This window comes from Paenibacillus sp. V4I9 (assembly GCF_030817295.1).
Classification (GTDB): Bacteria; Bacillota; Bacilli; order Paenibacillales; family NBRC-103111; genus Paenibacillus_E.
On record NZ_JAUSZE010000001.1, the window covers coordinates 2426807 to 2448335 of the forward strand.

Annotated in this window: 25 protein-coding genes and 1 pseudogene; 20 read left to right on the top strand and 6 right to left on the bottom strand. The window is 44.9% G+C overall.

Features of this window, described 5'->3' with window-relative positions:
- Positions 1 to 292: 292 nt before the first annotated feature.
- Positions 293 to 2554 carry a carbohydrate-binding protein gene (locus QFZ81_RS11055; protein WP_307444539.1) on the bottom strand — a complete coding sequence of 754 codons (2262 nt, stop codon included), beginning with the start codon at positions 2552 to 2554 and terminating at the stop codon, positions 293 to 295.
- A gap of 189 nt (positions 2555 to 2743) precedes the next feature.
- On the opposite strand from QFZ81_RS11055, the gene galU reads away from it, so the two are divergent.
- The 4 genes from galU to QFZ81_RS11075 all read left to right on the top strand — a co-directional run bounded on the left by galU (position 2744) and on the right by QFZ81_RS11075 (position 5630).
- Entirely contained in the window at positions 2744 to 3616 is an 873-nt protein-coding gene (galU, locus tag QFZ81_RS11060) for a UTP--glucose-1-phosphate uridylyltransferase GalU (RefSeq protein WP_307444536.1), read from the top strand.
- 7 nt (positions 3617 to 3623) lie between these two features.
- Positions 3624 to 4619, top strand: coding sequence for a glycosyltransferase family 4 protein (locus QFZ81_RS11065; RefSeq protein WP_307602768.1), 996 nt, complete (start codon positions 3624 to 3626; stop codon positions 4617 to 4619).
- A gap of 85 nt (positions 4620 to 4704) precedes the next feature.
- The gene (locus tag QFZ81_RS11070) at positions 4705 to 5463 is read left to right on the top strand and encodes a C1 family peptidase (protein WP_307602770.1); all 759 of its coding nucleotides are present in this window, start codon (positions 4705 to 4707) and stop codon (positions 5461 to 5463) included.
- 26 nt (positions 5464 to 5489) lie between these two features.
- Positions 5490 to 5630: an N-acetylmuramoyl-L-alanine amidase gene (locus tag QFZ81_RS11075; RefSeq protein WP_307602772.1), complete on the top strand. Its 141-nt coding sequence runs from the start codon at positions 5490 to 5492 to the stop codon at positions 5628 to 5630.
- 165 nt (positions 5631 to 5795) lie between these two features.
- Here the strand turns inward: QFZ81_RS11075 and QFZ81_RS11080 are convergent, their stop codons facing one another.
- The 5 genes and pseudogenes from QFZ81_RS11080 to QFZ81_RS11100 form a co-directional block, all read right to left on the bottom strand.
- A complete protein-coding gene (locus QFZ81_RS11080; protein ID WP_057303170.1) occupies positions 5796 to 6002 on the bottom strand; it encodes a DUF1657 domain-containing protein in 207 nt (68 codons plus the stop codon).
- Between the two features lie 129 nt (positions 6003 to 6131).
- Positions 6132 to 7007 (bottom strand): LacI family DNA-binding transcriptional regulator, encoded by an 876-nt coding sequence (locus QFZ81_RS11085; RefSeq protein ID WP_307606878.1) that lies wholly within the window; start codon positions 7005 to 7007, stop codon positions 6132 to 6134.
- A pseudogene (locus QFZ81_RS11090) lies at positions 6990 to 7130 on the bottom strand (LacI family DNA-binding transcriptional regulator); the annotation flags it as partial. The pseudogene QFZ81_RS11090 and the gene QFZ81_RS11085, both read right to left, overlap by 18 nt.
- A 42-nt stretch (positions 7131 to 7172) precedes the next feature.
- On the bottom strand, positions 7173 to 7478 hold the full coding sequence (locus QFZ81_RS11095) for a phytanoyl-CoA dioxygenase family protein (RefSeq protein ID WP_307602773.1): 306 nt from the start codon (positions 7476 to 7478) through the stop codon (positions 7173 to 7175).
- Positions 7479 to 7529: 51 nt separating this feature from the next.
- Complete coding sequence (locus QFZ81_RS11100) at positions 7530 to 8006, bottom strand: phytanoyl-CoA dioxygenase family protein (RefSeq protein WP_307602775.1); 477 nt, start codon at positions 8004 to 8006, stop codon at positions 7530 to 7532.
- A 239-nt stretch (positions 8007 to 8245) separates the two neighbouring features.
- Between QFZ81_RS11100 and QFZ81_RS11105 the strand changes: the two genes are divergently transcribed.
- From QFZ81_RS11105 to yqeK, 16 genes are all read left to right on the top strand, one after another.
- Entirely contained in the window at positions 8246 to 9106 is an 861-nt protein-coding gene (locus QFZ81_RS11105; RefSeq protein ID WP_307444523.1) for a DUF421 domain-containing protein, read from the top strand.
- A gap of 27 nt (positions 9107 to 9133) precedes the next feature.
- Positions 9134 to 9607, top strand: a complete 474-nt coding sequence (gene spoVAC / locus QFZ81_RS11110; protein ID WP_307444520.1) for a stage V sporulation protein AC — start codon at positions 9134 to 9136, stop codon at positions 9605 to 9607.
- Positions 9608 to 9611: 4 nt separating this feature from the next.
- Entirely contained in the window at positions 9612 to 10631 is a 1020-nt protein-coding gene (gene spoVAD / locus QFZ81_RS11115; protein WP_307444518.1) for a stage V sporulation protein AD, read from the top strand.
- Positions 10628 to 10978, top strand: coding sequence for a stage V sporulation protein AE (spoVAE, locus tag QFZ81_RS11120; RefSeq protein WP_171643680.1), 351 nt, complete (start codon positions 10628 to 10630; stop codon positions 10976 to 10978). The genes spoVAD and spoVAE overlap by 4 nt, the downstream gene beginning before the upstream one ends.
- 250 nt (positions 10979 to 11228) lie before the next feature.
- The gene (locus tag QFZ81_RS11125; protein WP_307444515.1) at positions 11229 to 11339 is read left to right on the top strand and encodes a YjcZ family sporulation protein; all 111 of its coding nucleotides are present in this window, start codon (positions 11229 to 11231) and stop codon (positions 11337 to 11339) included.
- Positions 11340 to 11612: 273 nt separating this feature from the next.
- On the top strand, positions 11613 to 11717 hold the full coding sequence (locus QFZ81_RS11130) for a YjcZ family sporulation protein (RefSeq protein ID WP_307444513.1): 105 nt from the start codon (positions 11613 to 11615) through the stop codon (positions 11715 to 11717).
- 384 nt (positions 11718 to 12101) lie between these two features.
- A complete protein-coding gene (locus tag QFZ81_RS11135; protein WP_307444510.1) occupies positions 12102 to 13061 on the top strand; it encodes an AAA family ATPase in 960 nt (319 codons plus the stop codon).
- 4 nt (positions 13062 to 13065) lie between these two features.
- Positions 13066 to 14352: a DUF58 domain-containing protein gene (locus QFZ81_RS11140; protein ID WP_307444507.1), complete on the top strand. Its 1287-nt coding sequence runs from the start codon at positions 13066 to 13068 to the stop codon at positions 14350 to 14352.
- Positions 14345 to 16579: a transglutaminase TgpA family protein gene (locus QFZ81_RS11145; RefSeq protein ID WP_307602777.1), complete on the top strand. Its 2235-nt coding sequence runs from the start codon at positions 14345 to 14347 to the stop codon at positions 16577 to 16579. Before QFZ81_RS11140 ends, QFZ81_RS11145 begins: the two co-directional genes overlap by 8 nt.
- 60 nt (positions 16580 to 16639) lie before the next feature.
- The gene (locus QFZ81_RS11150; protein ID WP_307444502.1) at positions 16640 to 17416 is read left to right on the top strand and encodes an alpha/beta hydrolase; all 777 of its coding nucleotides are present in this window, start codon (positions 16640 to 16642) and stop codon (positions 17414 to 17416) included.
- A 128-nt stretch (positions 17417 to 17544) separates the two neighbouring features.
- Positions 17545 to 18039: a YqeG family HAD IIIA-type phosphatase gene (locus QFZ81_RS11155; protein ID WP_171643686.1), complete on the top strand. Its 495-nt coding sequence runs from the start codon at positions 17545 to 17547 to the stop codon at positions 18037 to 18039.
- 8 nt (positions 18040 to 18047) lie between these two features.
- The gene (yqeH, locus tag QFZ81_RS11160) at positions 18048 to 19163 is read left to right on the top strand and encodes a ribosome biogenesis GTPase YqeH (RefSeq protein ID WP_307444499.1); all 1116 of its coding nucleotides are present in this window, start codon (positions 18048 to 18050) and stop codon (positions 19161 to 19163) included.
- Between the two features lie 17 nt (positions 19164 to 19180).
- Complete coding sequence (gene aroE / locus QFZ81_RS11165) at positions 19181 to 20044, top strand: shikimate dehydrogenase (protein WP_307444496.1); 864 nt, start codon at positions 19181 to 19183, stop codon at positions 20042 to 20044.
- A 20-nt stretch (positions 20045 to 20064) separates the two neighbouring features.
- On the top strand, positions 20065 to 20358 hold the full coding sequence (gene yhbY, locus QFZ81_RS11170; protein WP_029193567.1) for a ribosome assembly RNA-binding protein YhbY: 294 nt from the start codon (positions 20065 to 20067) through the stop codon (positions 20356 to 20358).
- Between the two features lie 12 nt (positions 20359 to 20370).
- The gene (locus tag QFZ81_RS11175; protein WP_307444492.1) at positions 20371 to 20958 is read left to right on the top strand and encodes a nicotinate-nucleotide adenylyltransferase; all 588 of its coding nucleotides are present in this window, start codon (positions 20371 to 20373) and stop codon (positions 20956 to 20958) included.
- Complete coding sequence (gene yqeK / locus QFZ81_RS11180; protein WP_307444490.1) at positions 20948 to 21514, top strand: bis(5'-nucleosyl)-tetraphosphatase (symmetrical) YqeK; 567 nt, start codon at positions 20948 to 20950, stop codon at positions 21512 to 21514. Before QFZ81_RS11175 ends, yqeK begins: the two co-directional genes overlap by 11 nt.
- Positions 21515 to 21529 lie beyond the last annotated feature (15 nt).

Below are 21529 nucleotides of genomic sequence, written 5' to 3' on the forward strand. Positions count from 1 at the left end.
GTGGCTGTCTAAAGAAAACCAACGAAGTAGGATGTAGGAATCCAGTGGCGAGTATCACAATACCCCCAGTCAGGGTGATGAGTATCATGAATTAACCCATTCTAAGGTGATGAGTATTACAAATAACCCCAGCCCAACGTGATAAATATCACAATAGGCTGGGGATTTGTTTTGGGGCAAATGGGGGAGGATGGACCATCCTAATCCTAAATAAGGCCTGAGACGATGTTTTTAGGTTCGATTTCATATGGAAGAGATGGAGACCTGGCCAAAAAGCCAGGTCAATTTTGAATCAGTCTATCTTCTCAATGGAAACTTGATCGATTTGCAAAGAAGTTAAACCCGGTGAATCCACATAGAAGCCGATGTCCAAGCTGCCATTCGTTACATTAACGGTTGCTTGAATCCGTTGATACCCTTTGATCGGACTAATGTTCTTGTATACTGTCTTAGCACCATGCTCACGAAGCTCCATCCGGACTGTCGTTGGTTTGTTTCCATATAACGTCTCTTTGACCCATGCGCTGACGGTATATGATCCATTTGAAAGTCCAGTTAATTTTTGATGAATGCTTTGCTTATAGGCTTTGGTGTCCCAGAAATAGAGCTTGTAGTTACCTTTATATGCATCGTAAGAATCAACGCCGTACTTTGCTGTCTGACCTGATGGATGCCATTCCGACCAGCCTCGAATGTCACCGCTTTCAAAATCCCCATTTTCCAAGAGCGAAGAGTCAATGTCGGCTAACTGATTCTTGTCGAGCACAAGACCATCCAAGTGAATCTCACCCGTATCTGAGGCTGTGCGTTCTAAAGTGATCAGGTTCAAACCCTCTTTCAAATGAATGCGATCATTCTGGTTCATCCATGTCTGCCAAGCTGAAGTCGAACCAAACGTGACTGCCCGCGAAGGTTGAACAACAGCTCCCTTATCATCGGTTGCGCTTACATGAAGAGTGCTGTTCATCCCTGACGCATTTGCATAACGATAAGAGAGCGCATAGTCACCTTCCTCAGCTGCTTGGACTGCATAGACAATTTTCGCCCCCGTCAATCCCAAACCATCCACAAAACCAAATCCTTGATAACCCGCATAATTATTGTTAAAATGCGTACCGCCCAGCCAAGTGGCAACTTCAGCAGCATAATTCGCTTTCGTGCCTTCCGGTTCAATTTTCACAACTTTAGAAGCATGTTTCACTAGACTCGGGCTGTAGGCAGTAAGTTTGCCCAGGCTAGTTCCTGTCCAGAGCTCGGTTGTATTCGCTGATTCAGTCAGTCCCAAATCTTTCAGATAATTGACCGAACGAGTGGCTGTCTCATCTGATCGATTAAATAAACCGACAACCCAGCTGCCATCTGGTAATTGTCCAAGCCATTTTTCTGAATTCCTTGCCCCCGGATCGCTGCTAAATGAATGCCCATTATTATAGTAAGGTTTGCCTACGAACCCTTGATTATGGAGCGCAAGCATGTTCTTGTTTTTGTAAAAGCTGCCGAAATTGCCAATCGTGGAATACTGATCCGTTATCGCAATTGGCGATCCAGCCATTGTGAATAATTGAATGATGCTTTTGCGCTCTTCATCCGTTTTGAAGGTATTCATGCGGATGAAATCCCCATCCAGGATCATATTGGAACCACGGCCAGCGATATCGGAAAATCCAGTGAATCCTTGGAACGGATTGGCCCACTGCGACCAGCTGTTCACCCAATTTTGACGTTGACCGCTTAAGTTTTCCCAACCGCCATGGGCGAGATCCTCATTGATTCGGACCATATCACCATACGGCAGTTCGCCAGCTGCATGATTGTTTAAATGAGGCATTACGAGACTTAGTTCCATATCATCGCCGGCTGCTTCCTGCATCCACTTTAGAGCCGTCTGATAGTTCTCGGAGCCATGATTAACTCCAATCGTCTTGCCTTTATCTGTTCCGGTTTCATACCAAGAGAGAAAATCAATTCGCAGGTAGGGAACACCTAGCTGTTTGAAGTAATTCACATACCCTTGAATGTACGCCTTGGCGCCGGGTTTCGTAACATCTACCCAGTACAAATCATCATTAAATTTATCTGCGGAGCTGGCAATTTCACTAATTTTGTAATTCGTTCCGGCGACTGTTTTCGTTGGATCTGCCGCGGCGCTCCGTGTTACCCATAAGGGGTTATAGTAAACGCCGAGCTTCATGCCTCTATTTTGAATGTAGGTTGACCAATACGCCCAGTCATGCTGCCAATTATCATTGTGGGATAAAATGTAACCGTTCTCATTTGTGAGCTGAGCACCTTCAATCCAACCGTCGGAAGCTATCATGTCATAGCCCGATGCTTTGTAATCGCTTGCAATCCAATCGATGTTTTTCTTCCATTCTGCCTCGTTCATAGGGGCATTACGTGTGTATTGATATTCATAAGTGCTCCAATATAGGGGCCCTGTTCCATTTCTAGTAAATTGACTTTCCCTTGCTTCCGTCGTCTGAGTCCCTAAGGTCAGCATGAATAAGAGACTGGTACTCCCAAGTAACACTTTAGTGAATGATGTCATCGTCATGGAGTTTGCTCCTTTCTGTCAGTTGATCATGTTCACACCTTCATCATAACTGAAAGTTCACCCAGTGCCTATGACCTGTTTTAACCAGTATATTTTGAGTGAAAAAGATACATGTCCGTGGCATTCGAAACTGGTTTGCATATTTTATACATAAAGCTTAGTAATTTTAATTGAGAGATGGTGATATGTTTGAAGATTAGAAAAGCGGTCATACCTGCAGCAGGTTTGGGTACGCGATTTCTACCGGCGACCAAAGCTCTCCCCAAGGAAATGCTGCCTATCATAGATAAACCAACCATTCAATTTATCGTAGAAGAAGCGGTAGCTTCAGGCATTGAAGACATTATCATAGTAACTGGGAAAGGGAAGAAAGCGATCGAAGATCATTTCGATACCGCTTTCGAACTGGAGAGTTATCTTAGAACGCGTGAGAAGTTTGATCTTCTAGGGCGTGTGCAGGAGCCAACCCAGCTAGCCAACCTTCATTATATTCGCCAAACCGAGCCGTTCGGACTAGGACATGCTATTTGGTGTGCCCGCGCTTTTGTTCAAAATGAACCCTTTGCAGTGTTATTGGGCGATACGTTTTTTGATGCCGAAACGCCTGCATTGGCGCAATTAATCCATTACTATAATCGATATCATAGGTCAATTATTGGTGTTCAGGAAGTTGAGGATCAATTCGTTTCGGATTATGGAATTGTAGAGGCCAAAGTCCTGCATGAAGGTATTCATAGTGTAGTAGACCTTATTGAGAAACCAGCTCTTCCAATGTCGCCGTCTAATTTGGCCATACTGGGTCGTTACATTTTGACACCTCAGATTTTCGATGTTTTGGCCACTCAAAAAGCCGGTGTAGGTAAAGAAATTCAATTGACGGACGCACTGATTACGTTGAACGAAATCGAAGCCATTTATGCCTGTGAGGTAAAGGGGCAATGGCATGATATTGGAAACCATAGAGGTTTTATTACATCGATTCTTTCTGAAGCGAATAAGAGAGCCAGTCTGAGGCCATGGCTTCGCGAGCACATAGAGAAAATGTTAAGAGAAACGGAGTGATAGGGGAATGAAAAGTCTTCACATTGTGCAGGTGATTTCTAACTTTCCAAATGCACAGAAGCTGCCACCCACGAACCAAGGCGGTACAGAGAAAGTTGTCCATGAATTGACCGAAAACCTTGTGCAAAGAGGACATCGAGTCACGGTATTTGCACCAAGAGGCAGTAGAACTAGTGCTAAGCTTATTCCGTTCCCAGAGGGTCTTCGTGATGGAGGAATAGCAAGTTATGTCTTGAGTAAGATGCCGCGGGATGTTGATGTTATTCATGATCATACGTTCAGTTCTGCACTTGGGCGGAGCAAACATAATTTCCCTACGGTATGTACCTTGCATCTCCCTGTAAAACAGCTAGTGAAACATCCTGTATATGTTTCCAAACGAGCTAGAAAGGTGATGGGCAATAATCGCGGATACTATGTATATAACGGACTTAATCCTAGTGAATATGAATTCAGTGATAAAAAGCGCAGTTTTATGTTATTTATGGGACGTATTCTGAGAGAGAAAGGTGTCATGCTCGCCATTGAGATTGCGGAGAGAACGAATAAAAAACTTATTATTGCTGGACCAATTAAAGATAAAGCATTTTTTCGTAACGAAGTTGCTCCTCGTATCAGAAGGAGTCCCCATATCCATTTTGTTGGACCCATAGGTGGCAAAAATAAACAGACGCTGCTCAAATATGCAAGCTGTTTGCTGTTTCCAACGCTGTGGGAAGAGCCCTTTGGACTCGTCATGATTGAGGCAATGGCCTGTGGTACACCAGTAATCGCCTTGAAACATGGCGCGGTACCCGAAGTTATGGCGGGATTTCCGCAATTAATCTGCCGTTCCGTTTCTGAGATGGTTGCAAAGGTAAAAGAAGGGAATTATCCGCATCCTGTCGAGCTTCGTCGTTATGTCATTCGTAGATTTACAACGTTCCAAATGACAACAAATTACTTAAAAATTTATCAAAAAGCAATGAAAAATAATCTGCAACAACCTGCACGCATTCCATAGAGATGCGTGCTTTTTTGCACGCTGCAGCCTATGGGTGAATATACTGGAGTACAATTCTGGCTAATACACCGTGGGGAGGCAACGGATGCGTAAATACACGGTTAAACGGGACCAGAGAGATTTTCGGGATTATTTTTACCGAAGCGTCAATTATATCCGGGAATCGCAATTGCCCCGCAAAGTAGATTTGCGCAAGGAGCTGTCTCCTATCGTAAATCAGGGGTATTTAGGCTCTTGCACATCGAATGCCATTGTAAGCGGGCTGCGTGAGTATTGGCTTCGTCAAGAACGAGATTCAACGATACGGCTATCTCGCCTTTTTCATTATTGGCATGAGCGTAAATTAGAGGGTACGATCAATTGGGACTCGGGAGCTACCGTACGTGATGGCATGAAGGTGCTGCATAAAATAGGGGTATGTCCGGAATCCGAATGGCCTTATCGGATAGCCAAATTTAAAGTGAAGCCTGATTCTGAGGCTGAAGCTGCAGCAGGAGCCTACCGTATCGAGGTGTATCATCGGATTCATGATTTGGCAGGGATTAAAGCAGCCTTAGCTGATGGCCAGCCTGTTGTCTTTGGAATCTGGCTGTATCAATCCTTCGAAAGTCCATTGGCTGCAAAAACAGGAAGGATCCCGTACCCGAATCGGAAAAAAGAGCAAATGTTAGGCGGGCATGCCCTAGTGGCCGTCGGATATAAGGATGGTAAGCAGAAGGGAAAGGGAATAGTCATCGTGCGGAATTCATGGGGGAAAGCATGGGGAGATCAAGGCTATTGTTACATGCCCTATTCCTTTTTCAAAAATAACGTGATGACGTTCGATTATTGGACCGGTAAATAAACCGACTTCAGGGAGGTGCTGAATCTATGTTAAGTGTGGAAGATGCTAATAAAATCATTGCGTTCTTGTCTGCGGCTAATTTGGCAACCGAGGATGCTGAGGCAAGAGAAGAATTTCATCGTTTGGCCAATGAGCTAAGGAAATCATCCGGTCAACCATTGGAATAAATAGGAATCTCATCCGAAACGAGGGGCGGCTTAAATGCCAAAAGATAAGCTGATACTGCTTATATTAATTCTGTTCGTTTTACTTACTCTGGTATTCATCGTTTTGTTTTAATGCAAAATCAGCCGTCTGCGTGCGATCGCAAACGGCTGGTTTTGGTTTGTTAACTAGAAGCCTTTGTACTGAGGTTCTTCATTTTCCAATTGCTGCACACGGGAGGCGACTTGATTTACGATGTCTTGTGCAGATAAGGCGGCCGCTTCATACAACTGTTTAGCTTCTTGATTTTGCGTGCCTAGAGCAAATGTTTCTAAGCTTGCTTGCGCACTTTTAAGTGAAGCCAATGTTGTTTTTACTTGAGAAGCTACTGTCATGTTGTGCACCTCTTCTTTAAGATTTGTGTAGGATAGCAAGCAAATTGATCGTTTTTCAATTGATTGCGATCTTTAATATGCCCTAACTTTTCACCTGCATTTATAACAATTAAATCCAATTGAATTTGTTCATAAAGACTCAACTGTAGAAGTTCTGACTGAAAGCTTGCCTTCTAGTCGAGGTGTCTTCCTATTATTTCCGTCGATGAGTGATAGCAGCAATTCTGTCGCTGCCAAACCAACCTCCATCCGTGGATAAGAGATAGCTGTCAAAGCTGGCGAGACCTGCGAAGACATTAGAATATCTTCGCAACCGGCGATTGCCAATTGTTGTGGGACAAGAATGCCGGATTCGCGGCAAGCCGCGAGGCAACCAACAGCCATCAAATCATTTGCTGCTACGATGGCTGTAAAATCAAAACCCTGCGTTAGTGTTGTTGTTAACGTGTTGAAAGCCATTTCGAAGCGGCCAGCTCCTTCGAGAATATATGGCTCCGGCAGTTTCAATCCTTCGTGATGCATGGCTTCGCGGAAAGCATTGAGCCGATAAGCAATCGGATCCTGCAGATCGCCAGCGGTCATAAAGGCAATCTGATCATGCCCCTGTTCACGCAGATGAACAATTAACCGCCGCATTTCGGTTACCCAATCCACATCAACGACCGGGATGCTCGGCATGGAAACACCTGGATGCATGAGAGACACGACAGGGAGCTCCATCAAGCTGTAAAATGCCTGACTTTCCTCACTTAGCGTTTGGCCGAGCAGAAGAATCCCGTCCACACGCCCCATCAGTGTATTTTTTAATTCTTCTTCACGAGCAGGTTCAAATGAATGAAAAAACACAGAATAATTGCTGAGTTTAGCTTTTTTCTCAATATACAATAGCAATCCACCCTCGAATGGGTTTCCCACGAAATGGACGAGGACAGCAATTTGCCCTGTTTTCCTAGTTTTGAGGCTGCGGGCTGTTTGATTGGGACGATAACCTAGCTCATTGATCACGGCAAGTACTTTTTGCCTGGTTTCCTCTTTGACGATGCTTCGATTATTAAGCACATAGGATACGACAGCTACCGAAACACCTGCCCGGTCTGCAACTTCTTTCCTGGTAATCATAGGGAGCTCCCTTTTCTTTTTTCCTCAAGGGTATCATAAATTTGGACAAATCTAAATGTACTCGCTTTTCGATGCAGCATCGCCTAACCACAATTCTTTAAGCGGGACCATTGACTCATCCGGTACGTAGAATTTGAAATAGTTTTCACTAATTGCACCTAGCAGTTGGCGGCGAATCGGATCTGCCCCTTCGAGTAGAGCAGGAGAAGCAGCATGGTAATCAATAGGTCTCATCCAAATCGGGCTATAGCCGATAAATAATTGTCGACGTGTGAAGTCGGAGCGATTCGGGGAACCGGCATGCCAAAGATTTTGTGCAAATAGGAATACGTCCCCAGGCTTACCGCAAATCTGCATTTCTCCTGGTAAAAGCACATTCACGTCGGTTTGAACGGGTTGGTAATCTGGCTACTTATGACTGCCTGGAATGATTTTTGTATTCCCGCGGTCTGGCTCAGACATTTCACTCAAAATAAAACAAACTTTAATATAGTAGGTGGATGTAAGTCCGTTAATACTTGGGAATTTGGGCGCTGGTCCATCCTGATGCCAATGAATGAAGCTGTTGGTCTGCGTCTTGAGATCATCGGGATTTGGTTTGCGCACGGTCAGATGTGAGATATGAAGTTGAATGTTATAACCCATCAAATTAACGATAAGTGGAAGAAGTGTCGGATTGTCCATTAAGGACAGAATAGAGGGGTCTCGTTCTACGCTATTGTAAATGTTGTAGGATAACGATTCTTGCTCATCGGAAAGGATGCCGTCAACGGCACTATTCAATACTGCAATCCTTTCTTCCGAAAGTACATTGCGAAGGAGTAAATAACCGTCTTTTTCAAATTGTCGTGCAAGCTTAGGGATATCCAGGGTAACTGTCGTCATTCTCATCGTCCTCCTTTTATTTACTCGTGTAAATATGATGAAAAATAAAATGGATAGAGAGCAAGTCACTCTTTATCCATTTATTATAAAATGTATTTTACTCGTGTAAATTCAAACTTGCAAGCCTATTTTTTCGCTCGCGTAGTTAACATTTAAATCCAACTCAAATTGATCATACTTGCTGCCTAAATAGCACATAATGAGATTGTTTCGAGCTTTAGGAATGGGAGGGAAAGCTTGTGGCAGATTGGGTGAGTATCGTAATCAGATCGTTTTTCGCATTAGTCTTTTTGTTTGTACTGACGCGAATTCTTGGTAAAAAACAAATATCTCAACTTACTTTTTTTGAATATGTTCTCGGAATTACGATTGGGGACTTGGCTGGGACTATTTCCACAGATGTGGAATTCAGATTCTGGCATGGGGTCATCGCTATTCTCGTCTGGGTTCTCATCCCTTTAACACTGGAGATTCTAACGCTCAAAAGTAAGACGTTACGACTTTGGTTTGAAGGTGAAGGAACGGTTGTGATAAAAGATGGCAAAATTCTTGAGGACAATTTGAAAAAAGAGCGTTACACGGGTGACGAGCTGCTGGCGCAGCTGCGAACCAAAAGTGTTTTTCGCATGGCAGATGTTGAATTCGCTATGCTTGAGGCTAGTGGTGATTTAAGTGTTCTGCTCAAAAGTGAACTCCAGCCTCTGACACCTAATCATTTGGGCATGAAGCTGAATATTGAGAAACCGACGCAGTCCGTCATCATGGATGGCGTCATACAAGATGAACCCTTGGCCGCAACAGGAAGAGGAAGAGGATGGCTACATACGGAACTGGATAAGCTAGGAGTAACGAAGGAGAATGTGTTCCTCGCACAAGTAGACACGCATGGCGAATTAACTGTCGATCTCTATGATGATAAATTAAAAGTGCCTCAACCGATTGAAAGGCCTGCATTATTAGCCACTTTGAAGAAGTGTGAGGCAGATCTTGAACTTTTTTCATTGACGACTAGTCATCCGCAAGCAAAGAAGATGTACGAGGCATGTTCGGTGCAGTTAACGAAGGTCATTCAGGATCTGCATATGATTCTAAGAACTTAGGGCGTTAGAGGAAGCTGGAGGGACAACATGGCCAACAACAAGAAGAAGAACTTGACAATGACGCAGCAGGAGTATCAGAAACTAGCGAAGAAGCAAGAGCCCAAAAGACCCGTTCTAATTAATTGCCTGCGAGCCTTTCTCGTTGGAGGGACAATCTGTTTAATTGGTGAATGTATCATGGAGATGTTCGTTAATTGGTTTGGTTTTACCGAAAAAACGGCAGGGAATCCAACGGTTGCCGTGTTAATTATCATATCCGTCATACTGACGAGCTTCGGTGTGTACGATAAAATAGCCCAATGGGCCGGAGCGGGAAGCTCCGTTCCTGTAACAGGTTTCGCAAACTCGTTATGCTCAGCAGCTATTGAGCACCGGGCGGAAGGACTTGTGCTTGGGGTAGGCGGTAATATGTTCAAGTTAGCTGGCTCCGTCATTGTCTTCGGAACCGTCGCAGCCTTTATTGTAGGTATCGTACATCTTATCATTACGGGTGGGGGTTGACCTTATGCTGAAGGGACATCAGAGCTGGGTCTTTGAGAATCGCCCCGTGATCTTATCAACGGGGACGGTTGTAGGACCTGATGAAGGCCAGGGGCCAATTAGTGGGGATTTCGATATTGTCCACGGTGATTTGACCGTAGGTCAAAAAACGTGGGAAAAAGCCGAAAAGGCACTGCTAGAGGAAGCTGCGCAACGAGCACTTGCTAAGGCAGGGCTCGAAGGCGGCAACATACAGTTTTATATTGGAGGCGATCTGATGAATCAGATCATCTCCAATACCTTTGCTGTGCGCACATTAAATATGCCGTATCTCGGCATATTCGGCGCTTGCTCCACATCGATGGAGGGGCTGGCGATAGCCGCGCAGCTGGTGGACTCGGGGGCTGCCAACTACGTGATGGCAGGCACCTGCAGCCATAACTGTACGGCGGAGAAGCAGTTCCGTTATCCGACGGAATACGGATCGCAGAAGCCGCCGACAGCTCAATACACAGTTACCGGCGCTGGGGTCGCTGTGCTTGGCAAGACCGGTGACGGACCCGTCGTCACCTCGGCCACAATCGGACGGATCGTCGATATGGGCATTACGGATCCGTTTAATATGGGCGCTGCGATGGCGCCGGCCGCGGTAGATACCATTCAAACTCATTTCCGAGAACTGAATATTGAGCCTAGTTATTACGATCTAATCGTCACCGGTGATTTGGCAACAGTGGGTGTGAATATTGCGCGCGAACTATTCGAGAAGCACAAGTTTCCAATTGATCAAACGACATATAACGACTGTGGGTTGATCATTTATGATCGCGAGAAGCAGACTGTCCAAGCGGGAGGGAGCGGTTGTGGCTGCTCTGCAACCGTCACTTATGGTCATCTCCTAAAGCGCATTAAGAGTGGCGAATTGAAGCGAATCCTAGTCGTAGCGACTGGAGCTTTGCTTTCACCGCTTACTTTTCAACAAGGGGAAAGCATTCCTTGCATTGCACATGCTGTTTCAATTGAGTCTGGAGGGTTGTACGCATGAACTTTTTTTGGGCTTTTCTGATAGGCGGAGCCATCTGTGTATTTGGCCAACTTTTGATGGATGTGGGCAAGCTGACACCCGCTCATACCATGAGCACACTTGTCGTGCTTGGCGCTATAGCAGACGGCTGTAATTTGTATGATCCGTTCATTGAATTTGCTGGTGCGGGTGCAACTGTTCCGATTACCAGCTTCGGCAATGCTCTTGTGCACGGGGCGTTAGAAGAACTTCATAAGGACGGCTATATAGGGATCATCACCGGTATTTTTAAAGTGACCAGCGCGGGGGTATCCGCGGCGATCATTTTCTCCTTCATAGCTGCCGTATTTGTCAAACCCAAAGGATAAGATCAATGCTTGGCAAGGGGCTGTCCCAAAAGGATAGCCCCTTTTATAATTATGGTTCAGCTTCATAAAAACCTTGATGGAACTTACAGAAAAAATCTAATTTATCAGCATTTTGCATGCGTTTATTCAAAAAACAGCGATTATTGATCCTAATCTTAAAACAGGCCTTTACTATCTGACATTTGTCCATACATTTCAAATGCCGTTGAAATACAATAGACCATCTGATAGCAGAAGGGAGCGAAGTGGAATGGGTTATGCTGCAGGAGGTTGTTATAGCGGTGGTCTGGGTACTAGTACGGCTGTTGTCTTGGTTCTTTTCATTCTTTTGGTTATTATTACCAGCGCATTTGTATGGTAATTCATAACAACACACCTCAAGCTTTTTAAGAGAATTCAACAATTGGTGGTTATAGGAATGTCAATCGACAATAATCGGCTAAAATCCCTTATGGGCAAACATGTTTACGTTATGACACGACAAGGGCAAATTTTAGAGGGAATTTTGGCTAAGAGCACGCGTGACAAAATCTATCTTCGTTCAAATGCCAAATCCGTAAGCATTCTTCCATAGGTCTCCGTTTTTCTTTTGGTAGTACCTAGACAGCGATCACATGAAAGGAGTGACTAATTTATGGGATATTCAGCAGCAGGAGCAGGATATGGCGGTAGTAGTTCAGCAGCAGTATTGGTTCTCTTTATTTTGTTGGTGATTATTACTATGACTTTTGCAATATGATACGCAGCAATAGGTAATATATTAAATTGAGATCCACAGCACGTTGCTGTGGATCTCTTTCTTTTTGCTTCTCATCGTAAACCGCTATGGATGGTTAAATTTAACAAATAAATTTAGAGGATTTACAAGTATACGGAAGAAAAACTTTACTGTAAACTAGATTTACGCTCATTTTCCTATCATTTTTGAGGAATACGGACTTATGGAAGTATTTTCACCATAAATGGCAGCACAAACGCAATTTGCAAAGAAAAACGCAGCGAATGCTTTTGTCGTAAACTTTCTGAAGACTAAGCATCTGCTTACGACGTAAGTTTTCTTACGAAAACTCAGTAGCGCTTTCGAAGAAAGTTTTGCTGAGCAAAACTCTAAGGAGGATCACAAATGGAAACTGCCACCCATCATCATGTAGAAGTTCTAGCTAGGTTGAAAGCGAATTTGGAATCATGCATTCTCGGCAAGAGCTCTGAGATTGAATTGTTGCTAACTGCGATGCTGGCCGGTGGGCATGTTTTGCTTGAAGATGTGCCGGGTACTGGCAAGACAGTGCTGATTAAAGCACTTGCTCGATCCATAGATGGTCAATTTCGCCGCATTCAATGTAATCCGGATTTATTACCTTCCGATATAACAGGTGTTTCTATATATCATCCCAAAGAAGAGAAGTTCCTGTTCCGTTCAGGACCGATTATGACGAACATTTTACTTGTCGATGAAATTAATCGGGCAACAACCAAGACACAGTCAGCTTTACTGGAAGCAATGGAAGAACAACATATCACCGTCGATGGTGATATACACGAACTTCCTTCCCCATTTATGATGCTGGCGACCCAGAACCCGATTGACTTCGAAGGCACATATATTTTGCCTGAAGCACAGCTTGACAGATTCATGATGAAGCTAAGTCTAGGTTATCCAAGTGAAGCTGCCGAGAAGCAAATGATTACGTCCCAAAGCAAAGCGCATCCGATGGAGGCGCTGCAGGCGATCATGGATACGTCTCAAGTGTTAGCCATCCAGGAACAAGTTCGTCATGTACACTTGGATGAAGCAGTAGCCGATTATTTAGTGACCATTACAAGAAAAACACGTGAACATCAGGCCGTATTCCTGGGAGCCAGCCCAAGGGCAACGCTTTCATTGGTTTTAGCTTCCAAATCTTTTGCGTTCCTCCATGGAAGAGACTATGTGATTCCTGATGATATTAAATACCTTGCTCCTTATGTTCTTGGTCATCGAATGATTCTTCATTCCGAAGCCCGTATGGACGGAGCCACGGTTTCCTCAGTTCTCGGCGCGATTTTCGAGCAAGTACGCGTGCCGGTTCGATTGGAGAAGTGAGCCTATGAATCGACCGGTATTCAAACGATTCGGGGAACTTCCCCGGTTTCCGGCAGCTCTATGGCTTCTTATTTCTTGTTTCACAGCTAGTTTAATGTTCCTGTTGTTTCAAGGTGGGAAGCTGGCCTCTATGCTTTTTATCATTATCACGTTATTGTCCGCCTATTTACTCTCTGGCAACTGGAGTGGAATTAAACGTGCGCAAGGTACACGCAAACTTGCGAATGTAGGGCAAGAAACTCAGATAGAAGCTGGGCAATCGTTGCAGATTGGTATTGGCGTGCAAATTCCAGGGTACTGGCCTATTCCTTATATGATGATTAAAGATCAGCTTATTCGACAGAATGGGGAAGAGACCATATTCGAAGGCTCCATTGTGCCGGATTGGAAACGTAGAGGCGAATTACTTTACAGTACACCACCATTAAGAAGAGGGTATTATTGGTTTGGTGAAACGGAGTGCTTAACCGAGGATATTTTTGGTTTCTTTCAGCATAAGGGCCGTTTAGAGCTTCAACAGTCGATCACTGTTTATCCACAAACGGTTGCTATTCGGGAATGGGCGCAATTTCACCAAATGCTTAAAGGTATGCAGCATCATTCCACAACGACACGAGCACATCGTGAAACGACGCAAATTAATGGTGTCCGTGAATATATTTATGGAGACCGCTTATCACGTATACATTGGAATGCCACTGCGAAGACAGGTACATGGAAATCCAAAGAATTCGAGCGAGAATCCCTTCCCAAGACGATTATTCTATTGGATCGGAATGCCCGCGCCTATCGGGATGCTGCCGAATTTGAACTAGCGGTATCTGTCGCAGCTTCTTTATTTCGCTATGGAGCGAGTCGTGACTTAGCACTGGGATTACTTTCGATTGGAAAGGAATCCACGTATTTTGAACCGAAGCAAAGTCAGAATCATCACAAACAAATCATACAGCATTTGGTCGGTGTAGAGGCAGATGGTTATCACTCACTTCACCAAATCATCAAGGAACGCTCGAGGGAATGGCCAGCAGGCTGCTTCTTTGTACTTATTTCTCCGCAAAAGGGTTCAGAGATGATTCAGGTGATTCATCACCTGGAACATCTTCAGATGAATCCATGCCATATCTGGGTTCGTGCGAAGTCCAACCATGCATTCAAACCGCAAGGGGTGGACATGGAAGGCAATCAGGAGGATTGGATAAAGGCGATTCGCTCACAAGGCTATATGGGTTATGAGGTTAGTCAGTTGACGGACTTGCCTAACCTGTTGGGAGGGGCGAAACGTTATGCCTAACGTATTATGGAAAAGGATTTTACTGACAGATTGGTCACAGCGAGTAACCGCAATTCTTACTGGTATTTTCCTTTATCAATTTGTCATCTGGATCATGAAAGAAGATGGGCTTTGGTTGCCTGAAACGGTCGCTTTTGTGACGGGAACCCTCTCAATTGTAGCGGTAACTTACCTCATACCCCACTTACATCGCGGTTGGCGTTCCTTGATACAATTCGGTTTGATTATATGGCTGCATGGAATTGGTTTGAGCTATCATTTTGTGGCCGTTAATGTGACAACATGGAAAGATGCGGTGAAATGGATTGCTCTGAATGCAGGGCAGCTGGAACCATACATTTGGTTTAGTTTAATTGCATGGATGACTTATTTGTTTGCGATGTGGTCTATCCAATCGAGACTGCGTGTATTTGTCCTTATTTTTGTCAGTATTTTATTTTTTGCAATTCGTGATTCCTTCAGTATGATCTTTTTGTGGCCGCAAGTAGCTATGGTCATATTTTGCGGATTCTCACTGTTGATGGTGCAGCATTTTAGTCAACTGAAGAGACGGGCTCCGGTCATTTGGGAAACGATTACGGATTACCCGTCCACCCTTATTGTTCCAGTTCTATTGATTGTCGGTGTCACTTTTCTAGTGGGTCTACTAGCGCCAACTGTGAATCCGATATTAACGGATCCTTACACAGCTTGGAAAGTTAGCCGTGGTGAAGCTGTCCCTCTACTTGGAAAAGGAGTCAGCATCACGTCATCTGCGAACGCTGATGCTTCTTCCGGCTATAGTCGAGATGATAGCCGGCTTGGCGGCGGTTTTCGTTATGATTACACGCCGGTTATGACCGTTGAAACGAGCAAGAGAACCTATTTCCGAGGCGAAACGAGATCGTTATATAATGGAAAAGGCTGGGATCTTAGCCCTGTAGAACGGAAATTGCCAGTCAATCGTGTGAATAGTAATCCGCTGCCGCTAGATCCGCGATTTGATCTGTCACTTTTGAAAACCAAAGAAGTGACACAAACGGTTGTCATGGATAGAGAGGAAGTATTTCCCGTTTTGTTCGGGGGATTCGCCATCCAGAAGATTGTGGAAGTGAATAAAGGTGAGAACCCGTTTCAACGCCTGATATGGTCTCCGCGTCAGTCTGAACTGCGCTATGTAGGAAGAAATAATTATCCTAAAGATTATACAATCGTTACCCAGGAACCTATACTGGAAGAAGCGTTATTGCGAGAAGTCAAATCAGACTATGCCAATCAACTGGAATGGGCGGAGTATCTACAAGTGCCTGCCGACCTTCCTGAACGAGTGAAGCAGCTAGCTGTTGAAATTACCAAGGCAGCGACGAATCCTTATGACAAAGCAAAGTCGATCGAGAAGTATTTATCAGATCATTATCCGTATACGAATACCCCGGATGAAAGTAAGGGCAAGAGCAAAGATTTCGTAGACCGCTTCTTATTTGAAGTGAAGCAAGGGTATTGTGATTATTACTCATCGTCTATGGCTGTACTAGCCCGTTCTATTGGGCTTCCAACTCGTTGGGTGAAAGGTTATTCATCGGGTACTTCACCGATTCCTGAGGAAATTAGGGATTTAGGTATTTTGAGTCAACTGGGTTCTGAAATCGATACGGATGGAGCAGGTACCTATACAGTTAGAAATTCAGACGCTCATTCGTGGGTTGAAGTGTACTTTGAAGGCTTTGGCTGGATACCCTTTGAACCGACCTCAGGCTTCAAACTGCCGAATGTGTTCCCAGAGCAAACACCGCCACCTGTTGATCTATCAACAGATAGTGACCCTGTTACTTTGCCTGACGAACCAAAAGAGACTCCGAGCCTTACATGGTTGTGGTTGACATTAAGTGGTGTAGCAGCTGCCGCGGTAGTTGCAGTAGTTCTATTCTTTATTTTGAAAAGCGACAACTGGAGAGCATGGCGAACCCGCAGGAAGAAAAGACAAGTTGTTAATTTTAATCAGAAAATTATCGTTGAATTCGAAAAACTGCTGCGGCTAAGCCGTCGCAAGGGCTACACGAGACATGAGTACGAAACAATGCGAGAAGCGACGACAAGGTGGTCGAACCAAAGCAAGTGGATGAAAAAAGAACTGGAAACGGTGCTCGAGCTGTTTGAGCGTGCGAAGTACAGTCAGGAGAATTCCACGGAAGTCGACTATCAGACCGTTAGTCAATCTATTATTCGATTAAAAGAACAAATGAAATAGGACCAAGAAGCCACTCACCTTTCGAGGGGGTGGTTTTCCTATGAGAGGAGATTATTATTTATGGCTTTTATCGACTGTCATTTTTATTCAGATTCCCTAGGTGTTTCAGCATCCATGAACGTTATTTTGCCGCAAGCGGCTCAAAATCAAATCGGGTTGGCATCTGCGGTTTATGGGGTTAAGCATCCTACACTATATCTGCTGCACGGCTTATCTGATGATCATACCATTTGGATGAGAAGAACCTCGATAGAACGGTATGCTTCGCAATTGGGGATAGCAGTTGTAATGCCTGCCGTCAATCGCAGCTTTTACACCGATATGGCGTTTGGGCCGAAATACTGGACATTCATTAGTGAAGAATTGCCAGCTTTAGCGCGATCATTTTTTCCGCTCGCTGAGGAAAGAGAATTGAATTATGTGGCAGGCCTCTCAATGGGTGGCTATGGCGCGATGAAACTGGCACTTTCACATCCAGATCGGTTTGCAGCAGCGGCAAGCTTATCGGGGGCATTGGATATATCGGACCGAGCATTGAACTTTCCTGACGATTTCAAACTGATTTATGGAGATGTATCCAAGATTAAAGGCAGCGGGAATGATTTGTTTTATTTGGTTGAGCAGTTGTCAGGCGCGACTAGACAATCCCCTAAGCTTTATCAATGCTGCGGTACGGAAGACTTCCTTTATGAAGATAATATTCGATTCCGAGATTATTGCCGCAAATTGGGTATGGATCTGACCTATGAAGAAGAGCCAGGGGAACATGAATGGGGCTATTGGGACCGTAAAATTCAAAATGTATTGAACTGGTTACCGCTTCCGGCCCGTTCCTAGTGGGAAAATATGTTCTTTTCTTTTTGCAACAAGTGGATCACTATGGTATAGTTTCACGTATATAAGGGATCTTTGAACGTAGTTCAAAGTCTCTCCGCTTTGCGAGGAAGCAGTTGGAGGTAATTTGTTTGCTGAAAAAGCTAGTTCCCAGACAGTCTGTACATACGATCTATGATATTGATGCCAATCACCTATGGGGATTTGGTGTCCGTGGTATTATAACAGATCTCGATAATACACTCGTAGGCGCACGAGATCCGCATGCGACTCCGGAGTTAATAGAGTGGTTGAACCGTTTGCAAAAAATGGGCTTCAAGGTCGTCATCGTGTCCAATAATAATCATGGACGGGTTTCAGCCTTTGCGGAGCCGCTTGGCATTCCATTCATTCACCGAGCTAAGAAACCAACGAACGTTTCATTCCACAGAGCCATGAAGCTGCTTGGTACGAATGCGAGACAAACAGCTGTCATTGGTGATCAAATGTTAACAGACGTGCTTGGCGGCAATCGGATGGGGCTATATACGATCCTTGTTCAACCCATTTCAATTAAGGATGAGGGTTTTTTCACGAAAATCAATCGCCGTATTGAGAAATGGGCTTTAGCAAGGATGAAGAAATAGGAGGATTCATGAGTACAGAAACGATTAATCATTGTGCGGGATGCGGCGTATTGCTGCAAACGGAAGAAAAGGGTAAGCTGGGCTTTATCCCGGCTGAAGCGATGCAGAAGGAACCGGTTATTTGTCAACGCTGCTATCGCATCAAGCATTATAATGAATCTTCGAGTATCACACTGCAGCAGGACGACTTTCTTAAATTACTAGGACATGTCGGTCAAACGAAAGCTCTGGTTGTGAAAATCGTAGATATTTTTGACTTTGAAGGCAGTATGATTAGCGGTCTTGCACGCTTTGTGGGTACGAATCCTGTTCTGTTGGTCGTAAACAAGATTGATTTGCTGCCAAAAGTGACGAACGCAAACAAGATCATTAACTGGGTACAGCGCAGAGCCAAAGAGGAGAACCTCAAGGTTGTTGATATCATCCTTTGCAGTGCGAAGAAAAACATTGGTTTCGATCGTGTTATTACAGCTGTGCAGGAATATCGCGGCAACATGGATGTCTATGTGGTCGGTGCAACAAATGTTGGTAAATCGACGCTCATTAACCGCTTAATCAGTGATTATAGTGATCTGGAGTCGGAGCTTACGACGTCGCAGTACCCGGGTACAACACTGGATCTGGTCAAAATCCCACTGGATGATGGTCGGTTTATTGTTGATACACCAGGAATCGTGCACACTCATCGATTAACTGAAGTCGTGAAAAAGCGTGATTTAACTAGAATCATGCCTGACAAACCACTTAAGCCGATGGTGTTTCAATTAAATGAAGCGCAGACGTTATTCTTTGGCGCCTTAGCTCGATTTGATTTTATTAGCGGTGAACATCAGTCGTTCACTTGCTACACGTCCAATGCCATTCAAATTCATCGTACAAAGCTAGAAAAGGCTGATGATTTGTATGAAGAACACAAAGGTGTCATGCTTGCGCCACCTAACCTAGCGGACTTAGACGAGCTGCCTAAGCTTGTGAAGCATCCGCTGCATATTCCGAGGGGGAAACAAATGGATGTGCTGATCTCTGGTTTAGGCTGGATTAAAGTGAACAGTTTAGCTGGTGCTCAGCTTGCCATTCATGCGCCGAAGGGGATTAAGGTGATCACGCGTGAGTCGTTGATTTAGGGGGACAAGAGGAGAACATGGAGAAACTGATGACGACGATTGACAGTCATACCATTCTATATGGGGTTTTCGGAGATCCGATACGGCATTCCCGTTCCCCGATTATGTTGAATCGGGCTTTTCAGGAAGCGGGTATTAATGCAGTTTACGCTGCTTTCCACGTTCGTCCTGAAGAACTTGGGTATGCTGTTCGCGGGATACGGGCATTAGGATACCGAGGTATCAACGTAACGATTCCGCATAAAGTGGAAGTTATGCAGTACTTGGATGAAATCGATGAAGGGGCTAGGATCGTTGGGGCGGTGAATACCATCGTGAATGAATCTGGTAAGCTCATCGGTTACAATACAGACGGTATTGGCTATGTGCGATCGCTCAAGGAAGAGACGGGTATTGATCTGAAAGGGAAAAGTGTTCTTCTCCTTGGTGCTGGTGGAGCTGCCAGAGGCGTTGCCTATGCGCTTGCCAAAGAAGGAGCAGGCCGAATCTACATCGCGAATCGTACCAAAGAACGCGCCTTGGAGCTTGCCGAAACGATCAGTGCTTACACCGAAGCGATTGGACTTGGCATGGACGAGCTAGGACATGTTGTAGATGAAGTCCAATTTGTTCTGAATACAACTTCGGCCGGCATGCATCCTCATGTTGAAGAACTTCCGTTACCGCTTGAACTCCTGCGTTCGCATCATCTGGTCAGCGATCTCATTTATAATCCGCGAATTACAAGATTTCTTCGTGAAGCGGAAGCAAGAGGAGCCCGCATACATGGCGGACTCGGTATGTTTATTTATCAAGGTGCTTTTGCCTTTGAATATTGGACTGGCACCCCTGCGCCCGTTGCGGCGATGAGACAGGTGGTAGAACAGTCGTTAGCTGAATAAGAATGAATAGAGGGACATCTATGTTAACAGGCAAACAGAAACGTTATTTGCGCTCAATGGCGCACCATTTAGATCCGATCTTCCAAGTAGGTAAAGGCGGCGTGAACGATCATTTAATCCGTCACATTCAAGAAGCTTTGGAAGTTCGTGAATTGATTAAAATTACGGTACTCAACAACAGTGGAGAAGACCGCGACGAGGTCGGCACTGAATTGTCCGAGAAGTCTGGCGCTGAGCTCGTTCAGGTTATCGGTAAAATCGTCGTGCTTTACAAAGAATCGCGTGACAAGAAAAAGATTGAACTGCCGCGCTAAAGAGGTGGAAGCATGCTTGTCGGAATAATGGGAGGCACCTTCGATCCAATTCACACCGGTCATCTGATCGCGGCGGAGAGAGCGAGGGTGGAAGCAGGACTAACCGAAGTATGGTTGATGCCGGCTAATGTGCCGCCGCATAAGCCAAATGCGCCGAAAGCGACGACGGAGCAGCGTTGGGAGATGGTTTGCCTTGCTGCGGTAGGCAATCCTTTTTTTCGTCCAATGGATATCGAAATTAGTAAAGGCGGCGTATCCTATAGTATCGATACGATTGAGCTGCTCAGCAAGGAATATCCAGGTACGGAATTTGCTTATATTATAGGTGCCGATATGGTTCAATATTTGCCGCAGTGGCATCGCATTGATGACATTGTGCGGCATATTCGCTTTATTGGATTAGCTAGACCTGGTTATGAACTTGATATGTCGCAAATGCCTATTAACATTCGTAATCGAGTTACGATTGTACCCATGCCGCTTGTTGAAATTTCGTCAACAGCTATTCGTAATGAAAGACAAAGGAACGGTTCAGTCCGTTACCTTGTGCCAGATACGGTGAATGGTTATATGGAGGTGAACCGTTTGTATGAATCGTGAGGAACTGATGGCGGCGGTAAAGGAACAAATGCCTGAGCGACGCTGGCTGCATACACTCGGTGTCATGGAAACTAGCGTTATTTTGGCGAAACGCTTTGGTGGAGACCCGGCCAAAGCCGACCTTGCGGCCATTTTGCACGATTATTGCAAGTATTGGCCCGTTCAGGAGCAAGCTAAGATTATTCGCGAGAATGGATTGCCCCAGGACTTGCTGGATTATGAGAAGGAGCTATGGCACTCCCATGCTGGAGCTTTTATCGCTAAGGAGCAATTTGGCATCCATGATGAGGAGATACTAGATGCAATTCGGTATCACACCTCCGGTCGTGTTCAGATGACATTAATGGACAAAATCGTATGCTTAGCGGATTATATGGAGCCTGGACGCGATTTTCCGGGTGTTGATCTCATTCGCGAACTGGCTGAGCGAAGCCTAGAGAAGGCGCTGGTTGCCGGTTTTGATTCCACGATTAGCTTTTTACTTGCCAAAGGCAAACGGATTTATCCGCTTACTATTTTGACACGGAACGATTTGATTACACAAATAAACACATGAACCTTGGAGGATGAT